The organism is Providencia sp. wls1922, assembly GCF_009706505.1.
Lineage (GTDB): Bacteria > Pseudomonadota > Gammaproteobacteria > Enterobacterales > Enterobacteriaceae > Providencia > Providencia lanzhouensis.
In genome coordinates this window covers 1-25775 of the sequence record NZ_WLUG01000119.1, presented here as the reverse complement: position 1 = coordinate 25775, position 25775 = coordinate 1, and the positions used below count along the sequence as shown (strand labels likewise).

Below are 25775 nucleotides of genomic sequence, written 5' to 3'. Positions count from 1 at the left end.
CATTAAACAAATACAAACTCATTTTAGAAACATGAAATAGGTCAAATATATTATATGCAGGGTATTTAATATGAATATTGAAAAGGATAATTAAATAAAAATTGAGAACTTAGGTAATTAACGGCAACCCAAAAATATTTATTTAATTAACTTTAACATTAGCAACATTTTTAATACATCTCTAAATGAGATGCAGGATACCATTATGTTCGACAGCATAACGTTTAACCAAGTAAAACGTCATGAGAACAGAAAACTCAATGATATCACTCAGTTTTTAAAAGAGAATGATTTAGACATTGATGCCAGCGTTGACGTCTTTATTACGATCACACGTAACGAAAGGTTAATTGCCTGTGGTGGTCTCGCTAAGAATGTCATTAAATGCGTTGCTATTAGCGATGAAGTTCGTGGTGAAGGTTTAGCCTTAAAATTAGCGACTGAATTGGTGAATCTCGCTTACGAGAATAATACTACTCACCTATTTATCTATACCAAATACCAAAATGAAGAGCTATTTCATCAATGCGGGTTTCATACCATTGCTACTGTGCCCAATGTAATGGTTTTAATGGAAAATAGCTGTTGTTATTTAAATCGCTATATTAAAAGTTTAAAAGCCCAATATAAAGCAGGAAAAAAAATTGGCGCTATCGTGATGAATGCCAACCCATTCACATTGGGGCATCGTTACTTAATTGAACAAGCCTCAAAGAACTGTGATTGGCTACATTTATTTGTCGTCAAAGAAGATACTTCCCGTTTTCCGTATAAAGTTCGCCTGAAATTAATTGAAGAAGGCACAAAAGGAATTAATAACCTCACCATTCATAAAGGTTCAGAATACATTATTTCACGGGCTACATTCCCTTGTTATTTTATTAAAGACATTACTGTAGCCAACAACTGTTATACAGAAATCGATATTAAGATTTTTCGCCAATATATTGCTCCGGCGCTGGGAATTACCCATCGTTTCGTCGGCTCAGAACCATTTTGCCAAGTCACTAACCAATATAACCAAGACATGCGCTACTGGCTGGAAACCGACGAAATGCCATTCCCACCCATTGAACTGGTCGAATTCCCGCGGACAGTGGTCGACGGCACGGCGGTTTCCGCCTCGCAAGTTCGAAAACTGCTCGCTAAAAAAGATCTTGCGGCGATCAAGCCGATTGTGCCCCCTGCCACGTATCACTATTTACAAGAGATGCTCGCAGCGCAGACACCGTCGCCTACCCCCGCACTACAAGCTTGAATTAGTTATAGGTGAAATATGAAAATACTACACGCAGCGGTTGCCGGCACACTCGAATCCAGTGATGTCATGGTACGAATAGAGCCTCTTGAAGACACTCTTGAGGCCTCATTGCAGATCACCAGCAGTGTTGAAAAACAATTTGGTGATGCCATCAATGCCATCGTGCTTGAAATGATTGAAAAATACGATATTCAAGGCGCTGAAATTGTGGTGGATGACAAAGGTGCATTGGAGTGCGTTCTACGCGCTCGCCTCGAAGCCTTACTGGCTCGCGCCTGTGATCTCGATGCTCTGCCATGGGAGGATAAATAATGACACCGGAAAGAAAAAGCCGCACTCGCAGAAGTATGCTGTTCGTCCCAGGTTCCAATGCCGCGATGCTCAGTAACTCCTTTATTTATAAAGCCGATGCCCTGATGTTTGACCTCGAAGACTCCGTCACCATCCGAGAAAAAGACACAGCGCGTCGTTTGGTGTATCACACACTGCAACACCCGTTATATCAAGATATTGAAACCATTGTGCGCGTTAACGCCCTCGACTCCGCTTATGGGGTTGCTGACCTCGAAGCCGTTGTTCGCGGTGGTGCCGATATTGTGCGCTTACCGAAAACCGATACCGCACAAGATATTATTGATATTGAAAACGAAATTTTACGTATTGAAAAAAGCTGTGGGCGTGAAGAAGGTAGCACCGGGTTACTCGCGGCTATCGAATCCCCGATGGGGATCACTCAAGTAGTGAATATTGCTCACGCTTCTCCAAGATTAATAGGCATCGCATTAGGTGCCGAGGACTATGTCCGCAATTTGCGCACCGAGCGGTCTCCAGACGGCATTGAACTCCTCTATGCTCGGTGCGCCATTTTACAAGCTGCGCGTTCGGCCGGTATTCAAGCCTTTGATACCGTTTATTCTGACGCCAACAATGAAGAAGGCTTCCTCAAAGAGGCCGCTCTCATTAAACAGCTTGGTTTTGATGGCAAATCATTAATTAACCCAAGACAAATTGAGTTACTGCATAACTTGTATGCCCCAACCCAAAAAGAAGTCGACCATGCACAGCGTGTGGTAGATGCCGCTGATGCCGCAGAACGAGAAGGCAAAGGCGTCGTATCCCTCAACGGTAAAATGGTAGACAGCCCTGTAATTGAAAGAGCCCGCTTAGTGTTATCGCGCGCGGCATTATCAGGCATTCGGGAAGAGTGAGGCAGAACATTATGACAACCAATACATTGCGTCAGGCTCGCGTATCAGCCTACTTAGCACCTAAAGACGATGAATTACTGCGTGAATTCAAAGATATCGGCAAAGTTCAGCAGCAAGTTCAAAAACCACGCAACCGCAAACTGTGTGATGACCTGCAAGTGGCTATCCGCCGCTCAGGATTAAAAGATGGCATGACCATCTCTTTCCACCACGCTTTCCGTGGCGGTGATTTAACCATCAACATGGTGATGCAAGTGATTGCCGAAATGGGCTTTCGCAACCTAACCTTGGCATCAAGTTCACTCAGCGCGTGCCACTCGCCACTGGTTGAACATATACGCCATGGCGTCGTCACCAAGATTTACACCTCCGGGTTACGTGGCCCATTAGCTGAAGCCATTTCTCGTGGCGAATTAGCGGAGCCCGTGCAAGTTCACTCCCATGGTGGACGTGCCAACCTTGTTCATAGCGGTGAATTAAAAATCGACGTGGCATTTATCGGCGTTCCGTCTTGTGACGAATATGGAAATGCTAACGGATATACGGGCAACGCAAGCTGTGGCTCACTGGGTTATGCCAAAATCGACGCGGAAAATGCCAAAAAAGTGGTCATGCTGACCGAAGAGTTTCTGCCTTATCCACATAATCCATCCAGCATTAAGCAAGATGAAGTGGACTACATTGTCAAAGTCAAACGTGTGGGGGATGCCGACAAAATCGGTGCCGATGCCACTCGCATGACCTCCAACCCGCGTGAGTTATTGATAGCGCGTACCGCCGCTGATGTGATTGAAAAATCAGGCTTCTTCAAAGAAGGATTTTCACTGCAAACCGGTACTGGCGGGGCTTCACTGGCGGTTACTCGCTTCCTCGAAGATAAAATGCGCCGTCATCATATCCATGCAGGCTTCGCGTTAGGTGGGATCACCTCCACCATCGTTGATCTCCATGAAAAAGGCTTAATTAAGAAGTTACTCGACGTGCAAAGCTTTGACCGCGCTGCTGCCGAGTCTCTCGCGCGTAACCCAAATCACATTGAAATCAGTGCCAACCAATATGCATGCTTTGATTCTAAAGGCGCCTCAGTGGACATGCTCGATGTGGTAGTACTCAGTGCTCTAGAGATTGATACTCGCTTTAATGTCAATGTGTTAACAGGCTCAGATGGAGTTATTCGCGGTGCATCTGGTGGACACAGCGACACGGCGGTGGCGGCGAAACTGTCTATCATCGTCGCGCCGTTAGTACGCGGTCGTATCCCAACCTTGGTAGACGATGTGCTGACTTGCGTGACGCCGGGTTCTAGCGTCGATATTTTGGTGACTGACCATGGTATTGCCGTTAACCCAGCACGCCCTGAGCTGAAGCAACAGCTAGAAAGCCAAGGCATCAAAACCGTTTCTATTCAATGGTTACGTGAACGCGCCCAATTATTAACGGGCACACCAAACCCTATCGAATTTACCGATAAAGTGGTGGCCGTGGTGCGTTATCGTGACGGTTCTGTGATTGATGTTGTCCATCAAGTGAAGGAGTAGAACATGTTTTACCCACTGCCTGATACCCAAGAGCAATTTGACATTTCCTTACCTGACTTGCTGGCGAGCCGTGATGCCCGTCAGGCTCGTCAGCAAGAGTGGATTGGTCTCCATCAGGTAACCTTGATTTCATTTACTGTCGTTTTTCCGGGACCGGTTAAAGACAATCAACTGGTCAGAGACATTTTTAATCAAGGCTTAAATGCGCTTAAGCAAGTTGCTTCATGCAGGCAGTGGGTACTTTTATCACAACAATCATTCCCTTTCGTTACCGGACCGGAATGTTTAGTCGCCGTCAATGCCGATGCCCTTGAGGTCAAAAAAGCCTTAATGGAAGCGGAAGAATTATCCCCCGTCGGCCGACTTTGGGACTTTGATGTTTTTGATGCAAATGGCATTTTATATTCTCGCAGCCAATTCAATTTACCGACTAGGCGCTGCTTGATTTGTGACAATGAAGCCAAGGTATGTGCGCGCCAACGCAGCCATTCCCTTGAAGAGATTTTGCGTCGTATCGAGGAGTTAGCCCATGCTCCAGCAAAAAATTAACCGAGAACGTACGTTAAATGATGACGTAGTGAATCACTACAGTCAACTGGCTTGGCAAGCAATGCTTGCTGAAGTCAATTTAACCCCTAAACCGGGTTTAGTAGATAAATGCAACACTGGCGCCCATAAAGATATGGCACTGACCGATTTTCATTTAAGTGCCAATGCAATTGCAAAATTCTTTCCGCAGTTTTTGCGTGCAGGTTATGAACACTATCAATTACCGATTAATCAGCTACTTCGCCAAATTCGCGGTATCGGTATCAATTGTGAAAAAGCGATGTTTTGTGCCACTCAAGGCGTGAACACCCACAAAGGCTCAATTTTTTCATTAGGTTTAGTGCTCACTGCAGTGGGACGTTTATTCGGGTTACAGAAACGAGTTACGCCTAACGCAATCAGCCAAGTTGTTTCTGACATGTGCCAAGGATTAACCGCTGAGCTGCAACAGCCCGCAGAGCACCCAACAGCAGGGCAACGTTTATTCCAAGAGTATGGATTCACTGGCGCTAGAGGGGAAGCAGAGCAAGGTTATCAACTGGTGATAGCCCACGCACTGCCCCATTATCTGAAACAACTGGCAGATGGTAAACAGGCTGATATCGCCCTACTCGATACACTGATTTTACTGATGAGTCTCAATGACGATACCAACATCGCCAATCGCGGTGGAATGGCAGGGCTTCTGTGGATAAAACAGCAAGCAACCAGCTTGTTACATCAAGGAATTCAAGACGAACAGGATTTAAGCAAAGTCCAACAATTTGACTTGCAGTGTATTGAAAAAAATCTAAGTCCCGGAGGCAGCGCAGATTTATTAATTCTAACGTGGTTTTTTGCGCGATTGCCTACGAATACTTATTTAGCTTCATAAATAAAAACAACTTAAATATTCATTAACAAAGGAACAAACATCACAAAATTGATTAATTAAAACCAGAGAAAATAATTTTTAAATAAAAACTGATTTTGCTTTTCAATCATTAATAACATTTCTGTCAATAAGCGTTAACCAATAGTTTTATTTAAAAAATAACACTATTCAAGATACCGCTATATCCAGAAATAGGTTTCCACACATTTTAGATATTCGTTTTATGTGATTTAAGAAATTTAAAGTTTTATATTCTTGAAGGATTAGCCTATGCAAAAAGATAAAATATGGAAGCTATTAGTTTTAATAGCCATTCCAATAATCATTGCCTTAATACCGACGCCCGCAGGGCTACCGAGTATTGCATGGCTGTTATTTGGTTTGTACCTTGCCGCCATTGTGGGACTGGTATTAAAACCTTATTCCGAGCCTGTGATCTTGTTAGCCACGATTGCTGCCAGTGCGGTGATCATCGGTGTAACCGGCACTAAAGACGTCAAAGTTGGCGAAGTATTGAGTGGTTACTCATCTGGTACAACGTGGTTAGTTTTCGCCGCGTTCACCTTGAGTGCCGCGTTCGTCATAACAGGCTTAGGTAAGCGCCTCTCCTATATTCTTATTGGAAAATTAGGTGGCACCACTCTTGGACTGGGATATGTCACTGCTATTCTTGACTTGATTATCGCCCCAGCAACGCCGTCTAACACCGCGCGTGCCGGTGGGATTGTCTTCCCTATCATCAACAGTGTGGCGGTTGCATTAGGGTCTGATCCTGAAAAAAGCCCCCGTAAAGCAGGTCACTATTTACTGGTAAACGTATATATGGTGACCAAAACCACCAGCTATATGTTCTTAACGGCTATGGCACCAAACGCACTGGCATTAGCGATGATGACCGACATTATGGGTATCCATTTAAGTTGGGGGGGGCTGGGCATTAGCCGCTGCCGTGCCGGGCTTAATCATGTTGATCCTCACTCCGTTAATTATCTACAAACTGTATCCACCTGAATTGAAAAAGGTGAATAACAAAGAAATCGCAGCGAAAGGCTTAGCGGATTTAGGTCCAATGACCGTGCGTGAAAAACTGCTAAGCATTATCTTTGTGCTGGCGTTATCCGGCTGGATATTTGCAGATAAAATCGGTGTGAGCGCCTCAAGTGTCGCCATTGCCGTGATGGCATTAACGCTGATCCTCGGTGTCGTGACTTGGGATGATGTGTTGAAGAACAAAGGCGGCTGGAACACCCTGATTTGGTACGGTGGTATTATCGGGATGTCCGGCGTGCTCACCAAAGCAGGCTTCTTCAAATGGTTAGCTGATGTGATGAGCGAACACCTCTCCTTCGGTGACCAAGCGATGTTAGCGTTCTTTGTCATCATGTTTATCAGCGTCGCGATTCGTTACCTGTTCGCCTCTGGTGGTGCCTATGTGGCGGCGATGGTCCCTGTTTTCGCCACCGTTGGTATGGTTGCAGGCGCACCGCCGATGCTGTTAGCGCTGGGTCTGCTGTTCTCTAACGCTTACGGCGGCAGCTTAACCCATTACGGAGGCGCGGCAGCTCCAATCGTCTTCGGTGCAGGCTATAACGATATTCGTTCTTGGTGGATCATTGGTGGGATTATCGCGTTCCTCAGCCTATTAGTTCACATGACTATTGGTTTAGGTTGGTGGGAAATTCTTATCAACATGGGCTTAATCTAATCGCCCTTACCCCATAAAAAAGATGGAGTGCAATATAACGCACTCCATTTTTCTTACGGTAAGGCGTTCAAAAAGGACGCGTGATGAAACAAATTCCTTGTACATTAATGCGCGGAGGCACATCAAAAGGTGTCTTTCTCCTCGCTGACTCTCTCCCGACCGACATTCAACAACGTGATGAACTCATTTTAGCCATTATGGGATCCGGTCATCCTTTACAAATCGATGGTATTGGTGGCGGTAGCCCGCAAACCAGTAAAGTCGCCATCATTAGCCCATCAACGCACCCAGATGCAGATGTTGACTACCTTTTTGCGCAAGTCGCCATTACTGAGCGTATTGTCGATACCGCCCCTAACTGTGGCAATATTCTGTGTGCGGTCGGGTCATTCTCGTTAGAAAAAGGGTTAGTACCTATCACTGGAGATGTGACCACCGTCAGGGTGCGTAACGTCAACACCAATACCTTTATCAACGCCACCATTCAAACCCCCAATGGGCAAGTGGAATATAACGGTAAGGCAACTATTGCCGGTGTTCCCGGTCAGGCTGCCCCTGTTGGTTTAACCTTTCTTAATGCCAGTGGCACCAAAACAGGGAAACTATTCCCTACCGGAAATGTGGTCGATATCATTGATGGTGTTGAAGTTTCTTGCCTCGATATGGCAACGCCCGTGGTACTTATCGATGCCCCACAACTTAATAAAACGGGATATGAAACGGCGGATCAACTTGAAGGCGATAGCGAGTTTATGCAAAAACTGGAGCATCTTCGTCTGCAAGCTGGCGCCATGATGGGGTTAGGGGATGTGAGCAAAAAAGTGATCCCCAAACCGATTTTGGTCTCCCCTGCGATTCACGGCGGCACCATTAATGTGCGCTACTTTATGCCCCATAAATGCCATGGCGCATTAGCGGTAACGGGCGCAATTGCTATTGCCACCGGCTGTGTGATTTCAGGTACCGTTATCGAGCGTTATCTGCAAGGTGATGTGGATATGCAGAAGATTGCCATTGAACATCTCAGTGGCAAATTTGAGGTAGCACTAAGTAACCCGACGGATAAACCGGAAGGCATTCAAGCTTCTATTATTCGTACTGCTAGAAAATTATTTGAAGGAAAGGTTTTTGTGCCATGATGGCGAACTGATTGTCCTGCCTCTTTGACAGAGGCAGGATGATAAAACTTACTTCACCGGCTCACTCAAAAATTCACCATTGATAAAATAGGAAACTTGATGAGCTTCATCAGGGGTCGGTATTTCCAGTTTCCCCGCCATTCTTTCCATCACATTTTCCGGAACCGCATATTTGCGCTGACGATTTTGCTGCTGCCACTGCTTGTACGGCACTTCCAGATAAATCAAATGCACTTTGGCTTGGTAGCGAGCAAATAGGCTAATCATGCTTTCGCGCAGTGAGGCACTTAGCGATGTCGCATTCCAGATAAAATCTTGTTTACTACGCAAATAAACTTTCGCCTGTTCTTTCGCTTGCTGCGCGACCCAACCTTGGGCATTTTTATCCGCTGGGCTGATTTTATGAATTCGGCGAATTTCATCCAAGCATACCATCGGCGTTTGTGGGTAATGTTGTTGAATAAAATGGTCTTTCCCCATTCCCGGCAAGCCACACAGCATAATCACTTCGCTACCGTCTTCATCAAATGGTTGATAATCCGGCGTCCCACGCTGAGTGTGGAAATAGTGAAAACGCCCCGCCAATGACGCGAAAGCTTTCGGCTGATCCCAGCAATCATGCTCACGGCAAAACAGTTCAAATAGCTCGATGCGAGCTAATAAGTCCGCTTTGTCTTCACATTCACGACCAATCGCATCCGCTTTCGCTAACATACACAGCAAAGACATTTCGACCCGTAATGAGGCGGCGTATAACGCTCGCTCTGGGTCAGGCTTATCCATCAACCATAATGGCAAACCGTGAAAGCGTACTAATGTGGCAATCTGCTCGCGGACAGCAAATGGCGTTTCCACTTCACGAAACAGGATATGGCGAGCGGATAACTCGCCTTTTTTTGCGTGTCCTGGTGAGCGAATACGCCCCTCTTCTTCTCGAGTGGTGCTGCGCTTTTCCACATCGTGCAAGAGCGCAGCTGTCCAGACAATCTGCTGTTGCGCTTCAGGTAATTGCTGATATTCCGGTAAGCCTTCCAGCGCAGCTAATACCATTTGAGTATGGATAGCCACATCCCCTTCCGCATGGTGTATCGCATCTTGAGGGACGCCATGCATATCACGCACAAATTCAAACTGTTCAGCAAGTTGTGACCATTCTCGTTGTTTTGTTAGTTGCCAACTCATTGGTCATCTCCTTGCATTTCAAACGCTAATCTTGCGCGCTGCCAATTTCGTTTCCAGTGGATATCGGTTTTTACATGGTTTTTGCGCACATACTTAAAAACGTGCTGGATAAAATCATCCACGGCAAAACCTTGGCGATTGCGTGTCACTATACCTTCCATACTGCACAGTTTTCCGGTATGGGTATCCCGTGCAATAAATTGGCTATCTTCCCCTGCCGCGGCGATTAATCCGCTGCTGTACTGCTGAGCAGTGAGGGTTTTATCGATAGCCAAATGAAGCTCAGGTACGGTTGGGAAATCAAACAGTGATGCGTAAAACTTCACTTCATCCCAACTTAGCCAATAATCCCCTTGGCGCACCGCAAACACGTAAAAATAATCTTCGATATGTTGATATTCGATGGAGTGCACGGCATACAGATTTTCGCCAAACAATTCGATATCACCCAGATCGTCTTTAATTAATTGCCAACGCTGACGGATTTGCTGCGACCATGCCGACTGGGTCGGAGCGCCGTGAGAACGGGCAAATACGCCGTGACGATTCAGGCAATTATTTTCACCATCGAGTTTTTCAGTATGAACCAGTTGTTCAATATTTTGGATGTGTGCCCACCAATCGCTATTAATACGATCGTCGCTGGTGGTGCCAGGTGAGAACGGATAGTGATACGTTCTACCATACTTCCTTGATTGCATATTCATTATGCTTTCTCTACAGAAATAATAAAACACAACAAATCTTGTGCAAGATTTGCCTCTGCGATAATTGAGAAATCAAGTGTTGGTATTACATATCTAGTCCGCGAGACGGCCTCATTTTGGGTGTTTTATCAGAAAAACAGCAAGAAATAACTTAGTTGAGGGGGATTCTAAACGAATTAATTAGGTAAAAGCCAGTAACATATTCCTAATTATGCTCGTATTAACCCGCATCACTCAATTGAGATTCATCCAGTGGGTATTTCACCACCACTTTATTGCGGTATAAACAGCAGTCGCTGAGTGTGAGCGGTTCTTGCCCTTTGGTGGTGATTTGCTGCCAAATTTCATTATGGCGATAAATCACGCCGTGCTCCCGAACAAACTTATGATTTTGTTGGTAAATATGGTATTTATTTTCGCGGGGTTCTGAACACAGTAGCTCCCCTTCAATTTGGTGCTCACCAATTTTAAACACTAACTGAAATATCGCTTGAGTGGGGTTATACAACACAAGGTCGATATAGTTATAGAAGATAGCGGCACCCGACCCAAATGGCAGTACTCGTCCTTCATCGGGAAATGGATCAAAACTGTGGTTAGCGCGTTCCACCACTTGTAATGGTGAATGCAGCGCCATCCAGTGGATTAAATTGCTGAGTTGGCAAATTCCTCCGCCAATTCCGCTGCGGGCTTCTCCGTAAGAAAGTTCCATTCCTTCCACAAATCCGCGTTTAGCCGTGGGTTTTCCCACAAGGCGACAAAATGAGAAGTATTCCCCCGGCGAGATGGTAATGCCGTTCATCGTTTCAATCGCAATTCCGAGGTTTATCACTTTGTTATGTTGTAGTCGAAGGTCTGATTGCCCCAATTTGCGGATAAGGCGCGATGTGTGTTTATGGTAACGGTATTCCAGCGGTCGCTCCGCTAAATTGCGGGTATATTTGCGCCCTGAAAATGCCCAGTGCCAGCGCCTAAGTAGCCGCTTTTGATTCACGCGCAGCCAATACAAGATAGGATGATAGGAAGAAAGTGGTCTGCGCATGTCGAGCCTTATAGGTTTCAGATAATAAAGGCATCTTCACATAATTCCATCATCATCAATATAGTCACTGTCTGATAATCGATGTTCCACTTAGCAACTATTTTATCTCACTGTTTTTTATCTTTTCAGACTTCAGACTTCAAATTTCAGATTCTAGCTTTTAGCATTTTCCTTAGCTTCCCCAAACATTGGCTCTATGGATTTTGTGCTGTAGCAAGGCGGCAAGTGCAGCTAATCCCTAGGAGCATACATAAGTATGTGACTAGGGTTAGTAAGCGAAGCCAACACCGCTACAGCGCAAAAGACGACGAGCAGATCAATAGAGACCTAAAACCCCCCCGACGGCTAGCGTAAAGAAACTGAACACCCAAATCCACCCGAACGAATACCGCAAATGACGCCCCATATCAATTCCCGCCAGCCCCATCGCCAGCCATGCTGCCGGTGAGAACGGGCTCACAAACGTACCCGCGTTATTCCCTATCGCCATAGCGTACACCACCGCTGAAGGATCAACCCCTGCCGTCGCAGCAATTTGCTGAATAATTGGCAGCAATGCAAAATAGTAAGCGTCAGTACTGGTGAAAATATCCATTGGTACGCCGAGGATACCCACAAAAATATGAATTTTTGATACCCATTCCGTTGGCAGAATTGATGTCAGATCCATTGCGATGGATTTCAACATTCCACCATCGGATAAGATGCCGAGAAACGCGCCCGCTGCAAGAATAATGGCCACCATACCTAACGCCTGTGGGGCGTGCAGGGAGAGCACCTTCATCTGCTCTTTGGGATTTGGGTAGTTAATTAATAACGCCAAAGAAAGCGCAATCATAAATACGTATGGAGCTGAAAGTAGCCCGAATGCTAAACAGATAATCGCCCCTACAATTAATCCACCATTAATTAATGGCTTTTTAGGTTTATGGGCAATATCAACCACATCTGCGATTTGCTCACTTTCGCCTAACAGTGAATCCATTTGATACGGCGTAGTGCCATTTAACGCGGCCGCAGCAATGCGACGCTTTTCACGCATTCCCATAATAATGGCAAATACCACCGCGCCACCCATACCAATCAATTGCACGGGAATTAAACCTTGCCATAGTGTAGAGGCATCGATACCTGTTACCGCTGACGCACGACCTAATGGTCCACCCCACGGCACCATATTCATGATCCCCATACTTGCGCACATCAGCAGCAACATTAGGTATGGACTCATACCTAATTGTCGGTATAGCGGTAATAATGCAGGAATAATAATTAAAAATGTTGCGGCGCCAGAGCCATCTAAGTGCACTACCCCCGCGATTAGCGTGGTCATGATACAGACGATAATCACATTACCACGGGTCATTTTGACCATCATGCGGATCAGTGGGTCAAAAATATGTAAGTCCTTCATCATGCTGAAGAACAAAATGGCAAACAAAAACATCGCTGCCACTTTTGCCACTTTATTAATGCCGCTTTCGAAAAAGACCGAGATTTCACCAATAGAATATCCCGCTAACAGTGCACCAATAAAAGGAATACAAGACATTGCAATAATTGGGCTAGCTTTACCCATCATCAGTAAAGTGACGATTGTCACGATGATTAAAATACCAATAATTGTTAACACATTGACCTTCCTTTTTAGAATTATATTTTCACAGGCTAATACACGTTGTTGAAAATAAAACTGCTACACTTTTACAGTTGTAATTTTATTTTCATCTCCATTACTCTTTTTACATAAAACTAATATTACGTAGGGCTATCGTTGCTTATATAAATCCCTTATTTAGGTTGCAAGATGAAAATTGTTTTTTTGCGGCAACAATATTCATTTAAAGGTAAAGAAAATCATTGAATAAAATAAAAACCCAGTGTGAAAATCTATTAGCACCATAAAAACCATAAAACCAAATTAAGTTTATCATGCTTGATTTATCATGGGGTTAACAAAGAAATGGGGAACTAAGCGAGTATTTATCATGATTTGAAATGACACATTGCAATATATCTACATTCTATCCCTGGTTCTTTTATTTATAATAAAAAATAGCAAGCAGAGATTTATACTTTTTATTCTTTTCCTCAAAATTATCTTCACGTTATTGCTTTTTCAGCTTGCTTATAACGAAAAATTTTTTTGAATCCCTAAATTTGCCGTTTTATCACAAGAATGCTCTTACTTTTTTTGTATACTGTCAGAATTATCTTAAGTTTCGTTATAAGGAAAAAGGAATGAGTTACCTATTTTCACCTGCTAACTTAGGTCAAGTTCAGCTAACTAACCGTATTATTGTGCCACCTATGTGCCAATACTCCGCACATGAAGGTCTCATCAGCCCTTGGCATCAGGCTCATTATATGAACCTTGCCTTATCCGGCGCTTCCCTTGTGATTGTCGAAGCTAGTGCTGTAAACCCCGATGGACGAATTACTTACCAAGATTTAGGATTATGGAATGACGCTCAGATGCAGGCGTTCAAAACCCTATTAACGAATATCAAGAGTTTTGCCAATGCAAAATTAGGTATTCAAATTGCCCATGCAGGCAGAAAAGCATCCTGCGCACTACCGTGGGAAGGCGGGCAAAACTTAGCGCCAGACGATCTACATGGTTGGCAAACCGTCGCACCATCCGCTCTGCCTTTTGGCGACAGCTATTCACCAAAGGCTCTCACCATCAATGAGATCCACGAAATAACGCAACAGTTTGTTGATTCAGCAAAACGTGCTGAACAAGCAGGTTTTGATTTAATTGAGATCCATGCGGCTCATGGCTATTTACTGCATGAATTCCTATCTCCTATCTCCAACCAACGACAAGATGAATATGGTGGCAGTTTTGTTAACCGTACTCGATTTTTAGTGGATGTGTTCCGTGAAGTACGTGCGGCGGTCAATCCAAATATTGCTGTCGGTATCCGTATTTCTGCAACAGATTGGGTTGCAGGGGGCTGGGATCTGGCTCAATCCATCGAACTCACTGAAGTGCTAGAAGAATTAGGGTGCGATTATATCCACGTTTCTTCCGGTGGATTATCAGACAAGCAACAGATCCCGGTCAGCCCAAATTACCAAGTACCACTGGCGCAAGCTATTCATGAACATACCGATATGCCAGTTATTGCTGTGGGGCTGATCACCGAGCCTCACCAAGCGGAAGCGATTATTGCGACTGGGCAAGCTGACTTTATTGCGATTGGTCGTGGCATTTTATATGAACCACGCTGGCCATGGCGTGCCGCCAGTGTGCTCAATGAACAAATTAATGTGGCACCACAATATTTACGCTGTGCTCCACATCAATTTAAACAGCTATTTAAATAAGCGTTGATTTAAAAACCTATCCTAAAAACAACAAAGCCACGGGATTTTTCATCACCGTGGCTTTATTTAACAATGACTAAAGTTATTCAATTAACGCGCGTTAGTTGCACACTCTTGAACAAATGAAATCATAGTTTGTTGGAATTCAGGCGCAGCAGCAGGTGATTTTTGCAGTTCACTGTCTAAACGCTTAAATTCTTTTAAACCATATTTTTCAACAGTTTTATCATAAGCACAGCCACAGATTGCGCTAATAGCTTGTGCTGTTTCTGTATCAGATTCGCCCGCTGCTTTTACACAGTTGTTTACGAACTCAGAACGATACTCTGCAATCTCTTTTTTCTCGTCTGAACACGCTGACAACAATGCCATCATACCCGCCATACCCAATACTAATGCTGTCTTTTTCATTTTTAACCTATTTATCTTTGTTTATATCGGATTACATTAAAACCCTACAACATGCCTTAGTATTAATCATAGCTGCTTTAAATTAAAAAATCTTGTTTCTATTGAATATTTAATTGCCCTATTTATTTCAATAAATTCACTAATTTAAGGTTTAAATTTTATGTTTCCTCTCTCAGTAAAATATAATTTCACTCACAGTCAATAGAGGACAAAAAAGCCGGAAGATAATTCCGGCTTTTAGTGAATACCTATTTTCAATTAATATTCAATGGCATTACCAGTAACCAAGGAATTTCCACCAAATACTTCCTAAACTGATCCAAATAATTAAGTTAACAACGCTCATCACAAAGCCCGCTTTCCACCATTCGCCCAGTGTGGCATAGCCCGAACCGAAGATAATTGGTGCCGTACCCGTGCCGTAGTGAGTTAATGACATCATTAAGGATGAGGAGAATGCTAAGGTTAAACCTAACAGCATTGGCGGTGCACCTAATGCAAGACCCGCCGCAAAGAAAGCCCCGAACATTGCGGTAATGTGCGCAGTTGTACTGGCGAAGAAATAGTGAGAGTAAACATAGATTAGTACCAAAATTAAGGTACCCCAAACCCAACTAATTCCCATGCTATCGATAGAGCTTCCTACCGTGACAGACATCCACTTAATAAGACCTAATTTACCTAAGAAGCTAGCCATCATCACCAGTGCGGCGAACCAGACAACGGTATCCCATGCCCCTTTATTTTTCAGGACATCATCCCAGTTAATAACCCCTGTGCCCAATAATACGCTCAGACCAATAAAGGCTGCCGTGGTTGCATTCACGCTGAATGATGGACCAAACAACATTTCAGGAACCCCTGCCCACATCATTAATAACAGGATAAAAACCCCTAATGTGATCATTTCAGGCAATGAAATTGGTCCTAATTGCTGTAAACGTTCTTTGGCAAAATTAGGAGCATCCGGTGTAGAGGTAATTTCTGGCTTATACATAAAGTAGATAACCAGTGGCATTAAAATCAGAGAAACAATCGCCGGTACAAATGCCGCAATCGCCCACATTCCCCAAGTTAGCTCATTACCTTTACCCGCTTCGCTGACAATTAAGCTGACAATCAGCGGGTTCGGTGCCGTTGCTGTAATAAACATCGCGGAGGTAATTGGGTTGATATTATAGTTCACTAAAGAGAGGTAGCGCCCTATTTTCCCGGAAGTACCGTCTTCTGCCTTAGAACCAAAACTGTCTGAAATCGAACGCATAATCGGGTGAATAATTCCCCCGCCTCGCGCAGTGTTACTTGGCGTCACAGGCGCAAGAATGGTTTCTGCAATGGCCAGCGAATAAGCAATCCCAATGGTTTTTTTACCAAACAGTGAAATAACGTAATAACCTATACGCGCTCCCAGCCCCGTTTTATTCAAGCTCATGGAGACCATGATGGAAATACCAATCAGCCAAATCAGGTCATTAGAAAAGCCACTTAATGCATCTGCAATCGCGCCTTTTGTAGATTCAGGATTGGTGACCCCAGTCGCGGCCACCAAGGAAATCGCAACGATAGAAACACCACCAATCGGTAACGCTTTACCGATAATCGCAGCGATAGTTCCGACAAACAGGGCTAATAAATGCCATGCATTCGGATTAACACCTTCAGGAACAGGAATAGCAAACCAGATAATTAACGTAATCGCGACCGCGATTAAGGTAGGTATCGGTTTTAACGGAGTCAGTTTATTCATAAGGGTATCCATACAGTTTTTGAGATGGAATGACAGAGAAAGTGCAATATATATTTTTTTATTCTCAGTCGATGTTAGCAAATAATCACCTGAAAATATTGATCGTTATCATTTGGTTACTGAGTTTCATATGAATTTCAAGCCATTATGTAACAAAATGTAATTGAAATTCACAAACAGTCACACACCCTTAAAATGAGTTAAATGTGGCGGTGAAATAAAAACGAGTAACAGTTATGTATAAAAACGTCACTAACTCTTCCATCGGATTAAAGCGATTAAATATTAAAATATTTCCCAAAACTCAATTAATATACAAAAATTCAATAATTATTGATATTTACCTATCTAAAACTTAATGCTGAATCGAATTACTCATAATTAATCAAGAATAGCAATAAAGCCCCTTGTAAATAGATTTACTTTCGTTTAGTAGAGCGAATGAAAATCAACCAGGCTAATTGATTAATGAAATTATTTAGCTCAAGCCTTAAGCTATTAGGGTACATATATTGCTATCTCATGGGCAGCCAATTCATTACCCAATAAGATAATCGTTATCAGTAATAATCATCTCCACATTAATCACGTACTTCTCTATTTGTATCATTATGTGACTACGTTTTCTTACGGGCAGCTGAACTAGAATGAATCAGGCTACTCATTTAAATAAGCCCTTTAAATAAAGGAGATTAAAATGACATTTGACGATACTCATTATAAGAGCCAGCAACAACCTTGCATCGTTTTAAGCACGACTAATAGCCAAGAAAGTGCCATAAAAATTGCACAGCACCTGTTGAATAACCATCTTGCTGCCTGTGTTTCATTATTACCCGAAATGAAATCAGTCTATTTGTGGAAAGGAAATGTGACAGAAGATAAAGAAATTCTATTACTGATAAAAAGCACGATTGGTAATCAGCAAGCGCTATTTGATGCAATCAAGGAAATTCATCCCTATGAAATTCCTGAGTTAATTCGTTTAGACCCTAACCAAGTTGAGGATAACTATTTACAATGGCTAGTTAATTCTGTTCGTTAATATTAACACTTCCATATTATTTTTAGTTTATATTCCTTTTTCATATAGCAAATTTTGATCATTTTTATTAGCTGGTCAGCTTTGGTAAATACAAAATTAGTGTTATATAAGTAGTCTCGCTTAATATTTATTTTCCTCCTTCGTTTGGAGGATTTTTTTGTCAAATTGACACTAATAGCGTTAAATTTCAGATCAAACATCTAAATATGAATCTTTCAATTTAATACACCATCCTTTATTAAATAAAAAGTATAAATCTGTTTTATATCTTATTTCGAATATTTTCCTTGCTCAATGTTATCCTTAAATTATATTAAAATATATATTATTTAATCGCATAATGTAAGACGGAGAAACAATGTCAAAGTTTACTGAAATCAATCAAAACCTACTGCAAACCATGCCGGAGCTGGCTCAATTTATTCCTGAAGTCATGATGCATTTTTCTAACTTAATTGCAGCTGCCTCGACAGAGGGAGTTCTGGATAAAAAAACCAAAGAGCTGATTGCGATTGGTATTGCGGTTGCCAATCGCTGCGATGGCTGCGTTGCTTTTCATACAAAAGCTTTGGTCGATTTAGGAGTAACCCAACAAGAACTTGCTGAAACTTTAGCTGTTGCCATTTTTATGGGGGGAGGCCCTTCAGTTATGTATGCAACTCAGACATGGAATGCGTATAAAGAATTTACCAACCATTGCGAATAAGCATGTACAAAGGGTGAGGATGTCCCCTCACCCATAAACCACGTTTTAGCCCGCTCTAACCACCTGGCTACCAGCGTTAAAATAGGGAGCCTGGCTGGGTGCTAATGGCTCTCGACCGCGAATTTTGTCCGCTATTTTTTCCGCAATCATAATGGTTGTGGCATTTAAATTGCCTGTAATAATCAGCGGCATAATGGATGCATCAATCACTCGTAGGTTATCAATCCCATGGACACGCCCTTCACCATCGACGACCGCCATAGCATCCGAGCCCATTTTGCACGTTCCACAAGGATGAAACGCAGTTTCCGCGCGTTCTCGTACAAACTGATCAAGTTGCTCATCGGTGACAATATGCTTGCCGGGGCTAATTTCCTCACCTCGATACGGGTCTAACGCGGGTTGAGCCATAATTTCCCGCGTGATACGAATCGCTGCGCGAAACTCTTCCCAATCCTGCTCACAAGACATGTAATTAAACAAGATGCTAGGGTGTTGATGCGGGTCACGAGATTTTATCTGCACTCGACCTCGGCTAGGTGAACGCATAGAACCCACATGTGCCTGAAAACCGTGTTGATTCACCGCATTACTACCATTGTAGTTAATCGCCACCGGCAGAAAGTGAAATTGAATATTTGGCCATGCAAATTTTTCACTGCTACGAATAAACCCACCCGCTTCAAACTGATTACTGGCACCAATGCCCGTGCCTTTAAATAGCCACTGCGCACCAATCATTGGCTGATTAAACCATTTCAATGCGGGATACAGGGAAACGGGTTGCTTACATTCATATTGCAAGTACATTTCCAAATGGTCTTGCAAATTTTCACCCACACCTTCCAGATAATGAACGGGAGGGATCTCAAACTGCGCTAATACCGCTTTAGGGCCGACACCGGAGCGCTGCAATATTTGCGGGGAGGCGATAGCCCCAGCACATAATAAGACTTCTTTGCGCGCCTTCGCCACCTGCACTTGCTGATGCTTTCCTAAATAATACTTCACAGACACCGCTTTTTTCCCTTCAAACTCAATGGTATCCGTAGTGGCATGGGTAACTATCGTCAAGTTTTTACGGGTGCGAGCTTGGTCTAGATACCCTCTGGCGGTACTCGCACGACGACCTTTTGGCGTCACCGTACGATCCATCGGACCGAACCCTTCTTGCTGGTAACCGTTTAAATCCTCTGTTTTCGGATAACCCGCTTGAACGCCAGCTTCAACCATCGCGTGGAATAGCACATTATTGTGGGATTTTGGCGTCGTCACACTCACGGGGCCTTGATCGCCGTGGTAATCATTTCCACCAATATCGCGGGTTTCTGCTTTACGAAAATATGGCAAACAGTTGGCATAAGCCCAATCTTCAAGCCCCGGTGCTTGCGCCCAGCCATCAAAGTCCATGGCATTTCCACGGATATAGCACATGCCGTTAATCAATGAAGAGCCGCCAAGCCCTTTACCGCGCCCACATTCCATACGGCGGTTATTCATATGGGGCTCAGGCTCTGTTTCATACGCCCAGTTATAACGGCGCCCCTGAAGTGGGTATGCTAATGCCGCTGGCATTTGTGTGCGAAAATCGAACCGGTGATCCGGTCCTCCTGCTTCAAGGAGCAGCACAGTAACATCAGTATCTTCTGTCAGGCGGGTAGCAAGAACGTTACCGGCTGAACCAGCACCGATAATAATGTAGTCATAGACCATTGTTATCTCCTCTGTTTCAGTCAAATTAAGTGATTAAAAAATGGATGAAAACTCTCCGAGTTCAACTTGAATGGATTTGATTTGAGTGTAATTTTGTAGCGTCATCAGACCATTTTCGCGCCCTACACCAGAGTGTTTATAACCCCCCACTGGCATTTGCGCAGGGGATTCTCCCCAGGTGTTGATCCAACAAATTCCCGCTTCTAATTGGTGAATAACGCGATGAGCACGGGCGAGATCTTGCGTGACAATTCCTGCGGCTAAACCATAAATCGAGTGATTTGCTCGCTCAATGACCTCGTCTTCTGTGAGGTAGCTTAGAATGCTCATTACAGGACCAAAAATCTCTTCTTGGGTGATTTGCATTTCATCTGTGCAATCAGTAAACACCGTCGGTGCCACATACGCGCCGTTTGCCAGCGACTCAGTCATCAGACGCTCACCACCACATAACACGGTCGCCCCTTGCGCCTTACCAATCTCGATATAGCGCAGCACATTGTCCAGATGCTTGAAGCTGACTAAAGGCCCAAAATTGGTATTTTCATCGGTTGGTGAACCAATACGAATGCGAGCAACGCGCTGTGCGATTTTGGCTTCAAAGGTGGCTTTCAGGTTTTCTGGGATAAACACCCGCGTCCCATTGGTGCACACTTGCCCAGAGCTGTAAAAATTTGCCATCATGGCGATATCCGCGGCTTTGTCTAAATCGGCATCATCGAAAATAATCAGCGGTGATTTTCCGCCCAGCTCCATGGTGACCTCTTTAAGGCTTGAGCTAGAGGCATTCGACATTACTTTTTTCCCCGTCGGGACGCCGCCGGTAAATGAGATTTTGGCAATATCAGGATGCTCTGTTAGCCATTGACCCACTTCACCGCCCATTCCCGTTACCACGTTAAACACCCCCGCAGGTAAGCCCGCTTCAGTGTAGATTTCCGCCAGCTTTAATGCGGTTAATGAGGTAACTTCGCTGGGCTTAAATACCATGGCGTTACCCGCTGCCAGTGCCGGTGCGGATTTCCATAACGCAATTTGAATGGGATAGTTCCATGCGCCAATCCCCGCAACAACCCCCAATGGTTCACGACGAGTATAGACAAACGAGGTTTCACGTAGCGGAATTTGCTGCCCTTCTAGAGCGGGGATCAAGCCTGCATAGTATTCAAGAACATCCGCGCCCGTCACAATATCCACAAAACGCGTTTCAGAAAGCGGCTTCCCTGTATCGAGGGTTTCTAAATAGGCGAGTTCATCATTACGTTCACGTAAAATATCTACAGCACGGCGCAAAATACGTGAACGTTCCATCGCGGTCATTGCCACCCAAATTTTTTGCCCCTGTTTTGCACTCTCCACCGCCCAGTGAATATCGTCGATACTGGCTGACTGCAAATGCGCAATCACGTCGCCATTGGCTGGGTTTATTGCCTCAAACTGCCCGCATTCAGGTTGTGAACTGTCGACATATCCGCCATGAATGTAAAGCTTATGAATCGGTGGATGTTGCATAACGTCTCCTTTAAAAAATAGTTAGGTCGAATGGTCTCCTGCTCGTGCCAATTGCATATCGATATATTCGTTAGTGATGCTGAGCGCTTCCGTCACAGGAAAAGACTCATTGCTCAGCGCACTGCGTAACCATAATCCATCAATCAAAGCAGCCAGACCTTTAGCAGCACGGCGTGCGGCAGGTTTACTTAGCGCTCGTCCAAACTCATAGCTGAGGTTTGAATATAAGCGACGGTCATTCACCCGCTGTAAGCGGTTCAGATTTGGCTGATGCATACTGCTCGCCCAAAATGCTAGCCACGTTTTCATTGCGGCTTCACTGATTTGGGTGGAGTCAAAGTTCCCTTCCACAATTGCCTGAATTCGCGCTTTAGGATTTTCACCACTCAATAATCTGAGTCGCATCGCAATACCAAACCCGAGTTGATACTGGATATGGCGCATGGTGGCCTCCAATAAACCACTCTTATCACGGAAATAGTGGCTAATAATCCCAGTAGAGACTCCCGCTTTACGGGCGATCAGCACAAAGCTGGCTTCTTGCATTCCCACTTCGTTGATGACAGCTAAAGTGGCCTGAATTAACTGCTGTTTACGTATCGATTGAACGCCTATTTTCGGCATGGCATGAAGACCTAATAAGACCATTGAACCCATTCATTAAACGATTTTTTAATTGAATGTTCAATCAATATTAACTATTGTTTACAACAATTCATTTACAAATAACTCGAGGAGATACCCGTGAAATTTTAAATATTTACTAATAATTCAATGCGTTAGTAAATAATCTAATTTTAAATTTTCATCCAGATAAAACTGTGGAACTGCCAATGACAAATTCAAAAAGTCCAAAAAATGGGCAGAAAGACCAACTTAATCACGTTGTTTTTTTTACCTCCGCCGCCTTAATACTGGCGTTTTCTTTTTTCACCATCCTGATGACTGACACCGCAAATAAATGGATTGTTGCAACACTGGGTTGGGTGTCAAAAACCTTCGGCTGGTATTACTTACTTGCCGCCACCTTGTATATCGTTTTTGTGATTTTTATCGCCACCTCGCGCTTTGGGAACATCAAACTGGGACCAGAACAATCCAAACCGGAATTTAGTTTGCTCAGCTGGTCAGCGATGCTGTTTGCCGCGGGGATCGGCATTGATTTGATGTTTTTCTCGGTGGCTGAACCGGTCACTCAATATATGTTACCGCCAACAGGTGAAGGCGAAACCCTTGAAGCGGCTCGTCAGTCGATGGTGTGGACACTGTTTCACTATGGACTCACGGGCTGGTCAATGTACGCCTTGATGGGCATTGCGCTCGGTTACTTTAGTTATCGATATAATTTGCCATTAACCATCCGTTCTGCCCTATATCCGATTTTTGGTAATCGAATTAACGGACCGATTGGTCATACCGTCGATATTGCCGCCGTGCTCGGGACGATTTTCGGTATCGCCACCACCCTCGGTATTGGCGTGGTTCAGCTCAATTACGGGCTAAAAGTGCTGTTTGACCTTCCCCAAGGGCTAACGGTGCAAGGCGGGCTGATTTTCCTTTCGGTAATCATGGCGGTCATTTCCGCCACATCGGGGGTCAATAAAGGGATACGTATTCTCTCGGAACTCAACGTACTGCTGGCATTAGGACTGATCCTATTTATCCTCTTTGTGGGGGATACGGAATTTCTGCTCAATGCGCTAGTACTCAACGTCGGGGATTATGTGAACCGTTTTATGGGGATGACCTTGAACAGTTTTGCGTTTGATAGACCGACTAACTGGATGAATAGCTGGACGCTATTTTTCTGGGCATGGTGGGTAGCATGGTCGCCTTTTGTTGGGCTGTTTTTGGCACGAATTTCCCGTGGTCGCACCATTCGCCAGTTTGTGATTGGCACACTAATCATCCCTTTTGTCTTCACACTACTTTGGCTCTCTATCTTTGGTAATAGCGCTCTGTATGAAATTATTCATGGCAACAAAGCGTTGGCTGAAACGGTATTAGAGGCCCCCGAAAAAGGGTTTTATTCCCTACTCGAGTTATATCCGGGGTTTGGATTAACCGCCTCCGTTGCCACCATTACAGGGTTGCTGTTTTACGTGACATCCGCGGATTCTGGCTCATTAGTGCTGGGGAATTTCACCTCAAAACTGAGCGATATTAATCACGATTCTCCTAATTGGCTGCGAATTTTTTGGTCAGTAGCCATTGGTTTACTCACTCTCGGGATGTTAATGACCGATGGAGTGCCCGCCCTGCAAAACACCACCGTGATTATGGGGTTGCCGTTTAGTTTTGTGATCTTCTTTATTATGGCAGGGCTGTATAAGTCATTGCGGTTTGAAGATTATCGCCGCGTCAGTGCCATTAATACCAATGCCCCTGCGCCGCTGTATGGTAATGAGCCCATTAAGTGGAAACAACGTCTGGGACGCGTGATGAATTTCCCGGGCACCACCTATACCCAACGGATGTTAGATTTAGTCTGTATTCCTGCGATGCAAGATGTAGCTAAAGAATTGGAATTGCGTGGCGCGAAGGTGGAATTTGCGATCTATCCTCTTGCCGAAGAAGAGCGACTTAACCATTTAGAGTTAGTGGTCGATTTAGAAGAAGAGCAAAGTTTTATCTATCAAATTTGGCCACGCCGCTACACGGTGCCAAGCTTTACCTACCGCGCTCGTTCCGGTAAATCCCACTATTACCGCCTTGAAACTTACTTGTGGGAAGGCACCCAAGCTAACGATTTAATGGACTACACCAAAGAGCAGGTGATCAGCGATATTCTTGACCAGTATGAGAAGCATTTGAATTTTATTCATTTAAGCCGCGAAGCACCGGGATCAACATTGACCTTTCCCGAAGGAAATTGATACGGAGCTGATTATTTAAACAATATAAAAGGCGCTCAAAAAGCGCCTTTTATTTGCAACACGGGGAATACTAATTATTCATTCTGATATTTTTGCTCTAGCATGGATTGAAGCTCGCGCGGGTTGTTCATCCACGATAAATGCCCCGGACAGCCTGCTGCCGTTGGGTTGATATCACAAGGGCGGATGTGATTGAGCAAGGACTTTTCATCTTCATCCCGTTGTTCGAGTAGCGATTGGTAGCTACGATCTTGCTGAGCAATTTTTAATTTAGGGTCAAATTTGAACTTCTGCTCTTCCCGCAGTGAGTCCACTCCTTGGTAGTTTTCATGATATAGGCGATCAACGGGTGATTTTTCTTTAAATGACAAGTCGGTGGCAAAGCCAAAAGGAGCACAGAAAACAAGAAAAAAGACAATAATAACCTTTTTGAACATATGGATACCTACTGTAAATGCATAATTTGGCATTATATTCACTTACAACCTATTGGTGTATAAAATCCATTATTGATTTTTAAATATTGTTATTTATTAAATAGTTGGAATTAATTAATCATAAAATCAATTGTTTGAATACTCATTAATACCCATAGTGATTATTTCTGCATTTTTATCTATTGCTTTCATTACTCTTCATCAAATAGCGCAATGTCATCACGCAAAAATACAAAGAAAAACAGGCAATTTTCATGATTTCGAGCTAAAACTATATTAGCGTTTTTATTTATGAGGGAATGACATGGAGCCAGTGAATAGCCACATTACATATAAAGTGAACCATTCGATTTCGGTGGATGATTTTTTGAATTTATTGAAGCAATCCCCACTGGATACGTTTGTGCCCACTGACGATGTCGCATTGCTGGATTCGATGTTAAATAATGCGGATTTGTTGATTAGTGCTTGGGTGGATGAGCAGGTGGTGGGTTTCGCTCGCGCGATCACGGATTTTAGTTTTTGCTGCTATATCTCTGAAATTGCGGTAGATACTCAGTATCTTCATCAAGGTGTCGGTAAGCATTTGCTGCGCCTCACCGCCGAGGAGCTTCCCCCTGAGTGTCATTTAATTTTTCGCTCCACCCCCGACTCCCAAAACACCTACCCCAAACTCGGCTTCAATCCCTGCCCCAACACCTGGCATATCTCCGCCAAAAGCTTTCTAGACAAAATGAAAAGCTAGTTTTTATTTTTTCTTAATTTCGTCCTTGTTTTTGATTTGGTTTTG

General features: G+C 44.0%; 22 protein-coding genes and 1 pseudogene. 13 read left to right on the top strand and 10 right to left on the bottom strand.

Annotated elements, in window-relative coordinates; genetic code table 11:
• Window positions 1-205 precede the first annotated feature (205 nt).
• The 8 genes and pseudogenes from citC to GKR71_RS19235 all read left to right on the top strand — a co-directional run bounded on the left by citC (window position 206) and on the right by GKR71_RS19235 (window position 8274).
• Entirely contained in the window at window positions 206-1258 is a 1053-nt protein-coding gene (citC, locus tag GKR71_RS19270) for a [citrate (pro-3S)-lyase] ligase (protein ID WP_195848989.1), read from the top strand.
• An 18-nt stretch (window positions 1259-1276) separates the two neighbouring features.
• Window positions 1277-1573: a citrate lyase acyl carrier protein gene (gene citD / locus GKR71_RS20480; protein WP_154634738.1), complete on the top strand. Its 297-nt coding sequence runs from the start codon at window positions 1277-1279 to the stop codon at window positions 1571-1573.
• Entirely contained in the window at window positions 1573-2469 is an 897-nt protein-coding gene (citE, locus tag GKR71_RS19260; protein ID WP_006657569.1) for a citrate (pro-3S)-lyase subunit beta, read from the top strand. The genes citD and citE overlap by 1 nt, the downstream gene beginning before the upstream one ends.
• Before the next feature lie 11 nt (window positions 2470-2480).
• Window positions 2481-4007 (top strand): citrate lyase subunit alpha, encoded by a 1527-nt coding sequence (citF, locus tag GKR71_RS19255; protein WP_108479053.1) that lies wholly within the window; start codon window positions 2481-2483, stop codon window positions 4005-4007.
• Between the two features lie 3 nt (window positions 4008-4010).
• Window positions 4011-4556 carry a citrate lyase holo-[acyl-carrier protein] synthase gene (citX, locus tag GKR71_RS19250; RefSeq protein WP_036951306.1) on the top strand — a complete coding sequence of 182 codons (546 nt, stop codon included), beginning with the start codon at window positions 4011-4013 and terminating at the stop codon, window positions 4554-4556.
• A complete protein-coding gene (gene citG / locus GKR71_RS19245) occupies window positions 4537-5430 on the top strand; it encodes a triphosphoribosyl-dephospho-CoA synthase CitG (RefSeq protein WP_154634737.1) in 894 nt (297 codons plus the stop codon). Before citX ends, citG begins: the two co-directional genes overlap by 20 nt.
• Window positions 5431-5700: 270 nt before the next feature.
• Window positions 5701-7135: pseudogene (locus GKR71_RS19240) on the top strand (anion permease).
• An 83-nt stretch (window positions 7136-7218) separates the two neighbouring features.
• Complete coding sequence (locus GKR71_RS19235; RefSeq protein ID WP_154634736.1) at window positions 7219-8274, top strand: 4-oxalomesaconate tautomerase; 1056 nt, start codon at window positions 7219-7221, stop codon at window positions 8272-8274.
• 48 nt (window positions 8275-8322) lie between these two features.
• On the opposite strand, the gene GKR71_RS19230 is transcribed toward GKR71_RS19235, so the two are convergent.
• From GKR71_RS19230 to GKR71_RS19215, 4 genes are all read right to left on the bottom strand, one after another.
• Window positions 8323-9456 (bottom strand): AAA family ATPase, encoded by a 1134-nt coding sequence (locus GKR71_RS19230; RefSeq protein WP_036951316.1) that lies wholly within the window; start codon window positions 9454-9456, stop codon window positions 8323-8325.
• The gene (locus GKR71_RS19225) at window positions 9453-10163 is read right to left on the bottom strand and encodes an RNA ligase family protein (RefSeq protein ID WP_154634735.1); all 711 of its coding nucleotides are present in this window, start codon (window positions 10161-10163) and stop codon (window positions 9453-9455) included. The genes GKR71_RS19230 and GKR71_RS19225 overlap by 4 nt, the downstream gene beginning before the upstream one ends.
• A gap of 220 nt (window positions 10164-10383) precedes the next feature.
• Window positions 10384-11205: a VanW family protein gene (locus GKR71_RS19220; protein WP_154634734.1), complete on the bottom strand. Its 822-nt coding sequence runs from the start codon at window positions 11203-11205 to the stop codon at window positions 10384-10386.
• Between the two features lie 316 nt (window positions 11206-11521).
• On the bottom strand, window positions 11522-12838 hold the full coding sequence (locus tag GKR71_RS19215) for a CitMHS family transporter (RefSeq protein ID WP_230085122.1): 1317 nt from the start codon (window positions 12836-12838) through the stop codon (window positions 11522-11524).
• Between the two features lie 608 nt (window positions 12839-13446).
• On the opposite strand from GKR71_RS19215, the gene GKR71_RS19210 reads away from it, so the two are divergent.
• Window positions 13447-14538: an NADH:flavin oxidoreductase/NADH oxidase gene (locus GKR71_RS19210; RefSeq protein WP_154634733.1), complete on the top strand. Its 1092-nt coding sequence runs from the start codon at window positions 13447-13449 to the stop codon at window positions 14536-14538.
• A gap of 90 nt (window positions 14539-14628) precedes the next feature.
• On the opposite strand, the gene GKR71_RS19205 is transcribed toward GKR71_RS19210, so the two are convergent.
• Together GKR71_RS19205 and GKR71_RS19200 are read right to left on the bottom strand one after the other, a co-directional pair.
• Window positions 14629-14949 carry a lipoprotein gene (locus GKR71_RS19205; RefSeq protein ID WP_036951331.1) on the bottom strand — a complete coding sequence of 107 codons (321 nt, stop codon included), beginning with the start codon at window positions 14947-14949 and terminating at the stop codon, window positions 14629-14631.
• Between the two features lie 274 nt (window positions 14950-15223).
• Entirely contained in the window at window positions 15224-16696 is a 1473-nt protein-coding gene (locus GKR71_RS19200) for an anion permease (protein ID WP_036951333.1), read from the bottom strand.
• A 697-nt stretch (window positions 16697-17393) separates the two neighbouring features.
• Between GKR71_RS19200 and cutA the strand changes: the two genes are divergently transcribed.
• Together cutA and GKR71_RS19190 are read left to right on the top strand one after the other, a co-directional pair.
• Window positions 17394-17741 carry a divalent-cation tolerance protein CutA gene (gene cutA, locus GKR71_RS19195; protein ID WP_036951336.1) on the top strand — a complete coding sequence of 116 codons (348 nt, stop codon included), beginning with the start codon at window positions 17394-17396 and terminating at the stop codon, window positions 17739-17741.
• 358 nt (window positions 17742-18099) lie between these two features.
• Window positions 18100-18447, top strand: a complete 348-nt coding sequence (locus tag GKR71_RS19190; protein WP_036951341.1) for a carboxymuconolactone decarboxylase family protein — start codon at window positions 18100-18102, stop codon at window positions 18445-18447.
• Between the two features lie 45 nt (window positions 18448-18492).
• On the opposite strand, the gene betA is transcribed toward GKR71_RS19190, so the two are convergent.
• Genes betA through betI form a run of 3 tightly spaced genes read right to left on the bottom strand, consistent with a single transcriptional unit; the run spans window position 18493 to window position 22296 of the window.
• Window positions 18493-20160, bottom strand: a complete 1668-nt coding sequence (gene betA / locus GKR71_RS19185; RefSeq protein WP_154600286.1) for a choline dehydrogenase — start codon at window positions 20158-20160, stop codon at window positions 18493-18495.
• Window positions 20161-20193: 33 nt separating this feature from the next.
• Window positions 20194-21672: a betaine-aldehyde dehydrogenase gene (betB, locus tag GKR71_RS19180; RefSeq protein ID WP_154634732.1), complete on the bottom strand. Its 1479-nt coding sequence runs from the start codon at window positions 21670-21672 to the stop codon at window positions 20194-20196.
• Window positions 21673-21693: 21 nt separating this feature from the next.
• Entirely contained in the window at window positions 21694-22296 is a 603-nt protein-coding gene (betI, locus tag GKR71_RS19175) for a transcriptional regulator BetI (RefSeq protein WP_036951954.1), read from the bottom strand.
• Between the two features lie 209 nt (window positions 22297-22505).
• Between betI and GKR71_RS19170 the strand changes: the two genes are divergently transcribed.
• Entirely contained in the window at window positions 22506-24548 is a 2043-nt protein-coding gene (locus GKR71_RS19170; protein ID WP_154634731.1) for a choline transporter, read from the top strand.
• Between the two features lie 74 nt (window positions 24549-24622).
• On the opposite strand, the gene GKR71_RS20475 is transcribed toward GKR71_RS19170, so the two are convergent.
• On the bottom strand, window positions 24623-24985 hold the full coding sequence (locus GKR71_RS20475) for a hypothetical protein (protein WP_230085121.1): 363 nt from the start codon (window positions 24983-24985) through the stop codon (window positions 24623-24625).
• Window positions 24986-25289: 304 nt separating this feature from the next.
• On the opposite strand from GKR71_RS20475, the gene GKR71_RS19160 reads away from it, so the two are divergent.
• Window positions 25290-25730 carry a GNAT family N-acetyltransferase gene (locus GKR71_RS19160; RefSeq protein WP_036951356.1) on the top strand — a complete coding sequence of 147 codons (441 nt, stop codon included), beginning with the start codon at window positions 25290-25292 and terminating at the stop codon, window positions 25728-25730.
• Window positions 25731-25775: the final 45 nt, after the last annotated feature.

What these genes read in the sequence shown, in the direction of transcription:
- GKR71_RS20475 (WP_230085121.1), bottom strand. Translation starts at nt 24,985, where the DNA reads ATGTTCAAAAAGGTTATTATTGTCTTTTTTCTTGTTTTCTGTGCTCCT.
- GKR71_RS19190 (WP_036951341.1), top strand. Translation starts at nt 18,100, where the DNA reads ATGTCAAAGTTTACTGAAATCAATCAAAACCTACTGCAAACCATGCCG.
- GKR71_RS19230 (WP_036951316.1), bottom strand. Translation starts at nt 9,456, where the DNA reads ATGAGTTGGCAACTAACAAAACAACGAGAATGGTCACAACTTGCTGAA.
- citE (WP_006657569.1), top strand. Translation starts at nt 1,573, where the DNA reads ATGACACCGGAAAGAAAAAGCCGCACTCGCAGAAGTATGCTGTTCGTC.
- citG (WP_154634737.1), top strand. Translation starts at nt 4,537, where the DNA reads ATGCTCCAGCAAAAAATTAACCGAGAACGTACGTTAAATGATGACGTA.
- citX (WP_036951306.1), top strand. Translation starts at nt 4,011, where the DNA reads ATGTTTTACCCACTGCCTGATACCCAAGAGCAATTTGACATTTCCTTA.
- citC (WP_195848989.1), top strand. Translation starts at nt 206, where the DNA reads ATGTTCGACAGCATAACGTTTAACCAAGTAAAACGTCATGAGAACAGA.
- GKR71_RS19160 (WP_036951356.1), top strand. Translation starts at nt 25,290, where the DNA reads ATGGAGCCAGTGAATAGCCACATTACATATAAAGTGAACCATTCGATT.
- GKR71_RS19170 (WP_154634731.1), top strand. Translation starts at nt 22,506, where the DNA reads ATGACAAATTCAAAAAGTCCAAAAAATGGGCAGAAAGACCAACTTAAT.
- betI (WP_036951954.1), bottom strand. Translation starts at nt 22,296, where the DNA reads ATGCCGAAAATAGGCGTTCAATCGATACGTAAACAGCAGTTAATTCAG.
- GKR71_RS19210 (WP_154634733.1), top strand. Translation starts at nt 13,447, where the DNA reads ATGAGTTACCTATTTTCACCTGCTAACTTAGGTCAAGTTCAGCTAACT.
- citD (WP_154634738.1), top strand. Translation starts at nt 1,277, where the DNA reads ATGAAAATACTACACGCAGCGGTTGCCGGCACACTCGAATCCAGTGAT.
- GKR71_RS19205 (WP_036951331.1), bottom strand. Translation starts at nt 14,949, where the DNA reads ATGAAAAAGACAGCATTAGTATTGGGTATGGCGGGTATGATGGCATTG.
- GKR71_RS19235 (WP_154634736.1), top strand. Translation starts at nt 7,219, where the DNA reads ATGAAACAAATTCCTTGTACATTAATGCGCGGAGGCACATCAAAAGGT.
- citF (WP_108479053.1), top strand. Translation starts at nt 2,481, where the DNA reads ATGACAACCAATACATTGCGTCAGGCTCGCGTATCAGCCTACTTAGCA.
- cutA (WP_036951336.1), top strand. Translation starts at nt 17,394, where the DNA reads ATGACATTTGACGATACTCATTATAAGAGCCAGCAACAACCTTGCATC.
- betA (WP_154600286.1), bottom strand. Translation starts at nt 20,160, where the DNA reads ATGGTCTATGACTACATTATTATCGGTGCTGGTTCAGCCGGTAACGTT.
- GKR71_RS19200 (WP_036951333.1), bottom strand. Translation starts at nt 16,696, where the DNA reads ATGAATAAACTGACTCCGTTAAAACCGATACCTACCTTAATCGCGGTC.
- GKR71_RS19225 (WP_154634735.1), bottom strand. Translation starts at nt 10,163, where the DNA reads ATGAATATGCAATCAAGGAAGTATGGTAGAACGTATCACTATCCGTTC.
- GKR71_RS19220 (WP_154634734.1), bottom strand. Translation starts at nt 11,205, where the DNA reads ATGCGCAGACCACTTTCTTCCTATCATCCTATCTTGTATTGGCTGCGC.
- betB (WP_154634732.1), bottom strand. Translation starts at nt 21,672, where the DNA reads ATGCAACATCCACCGATTCATAAGCTTTACATTCATGGCGGATATGTC.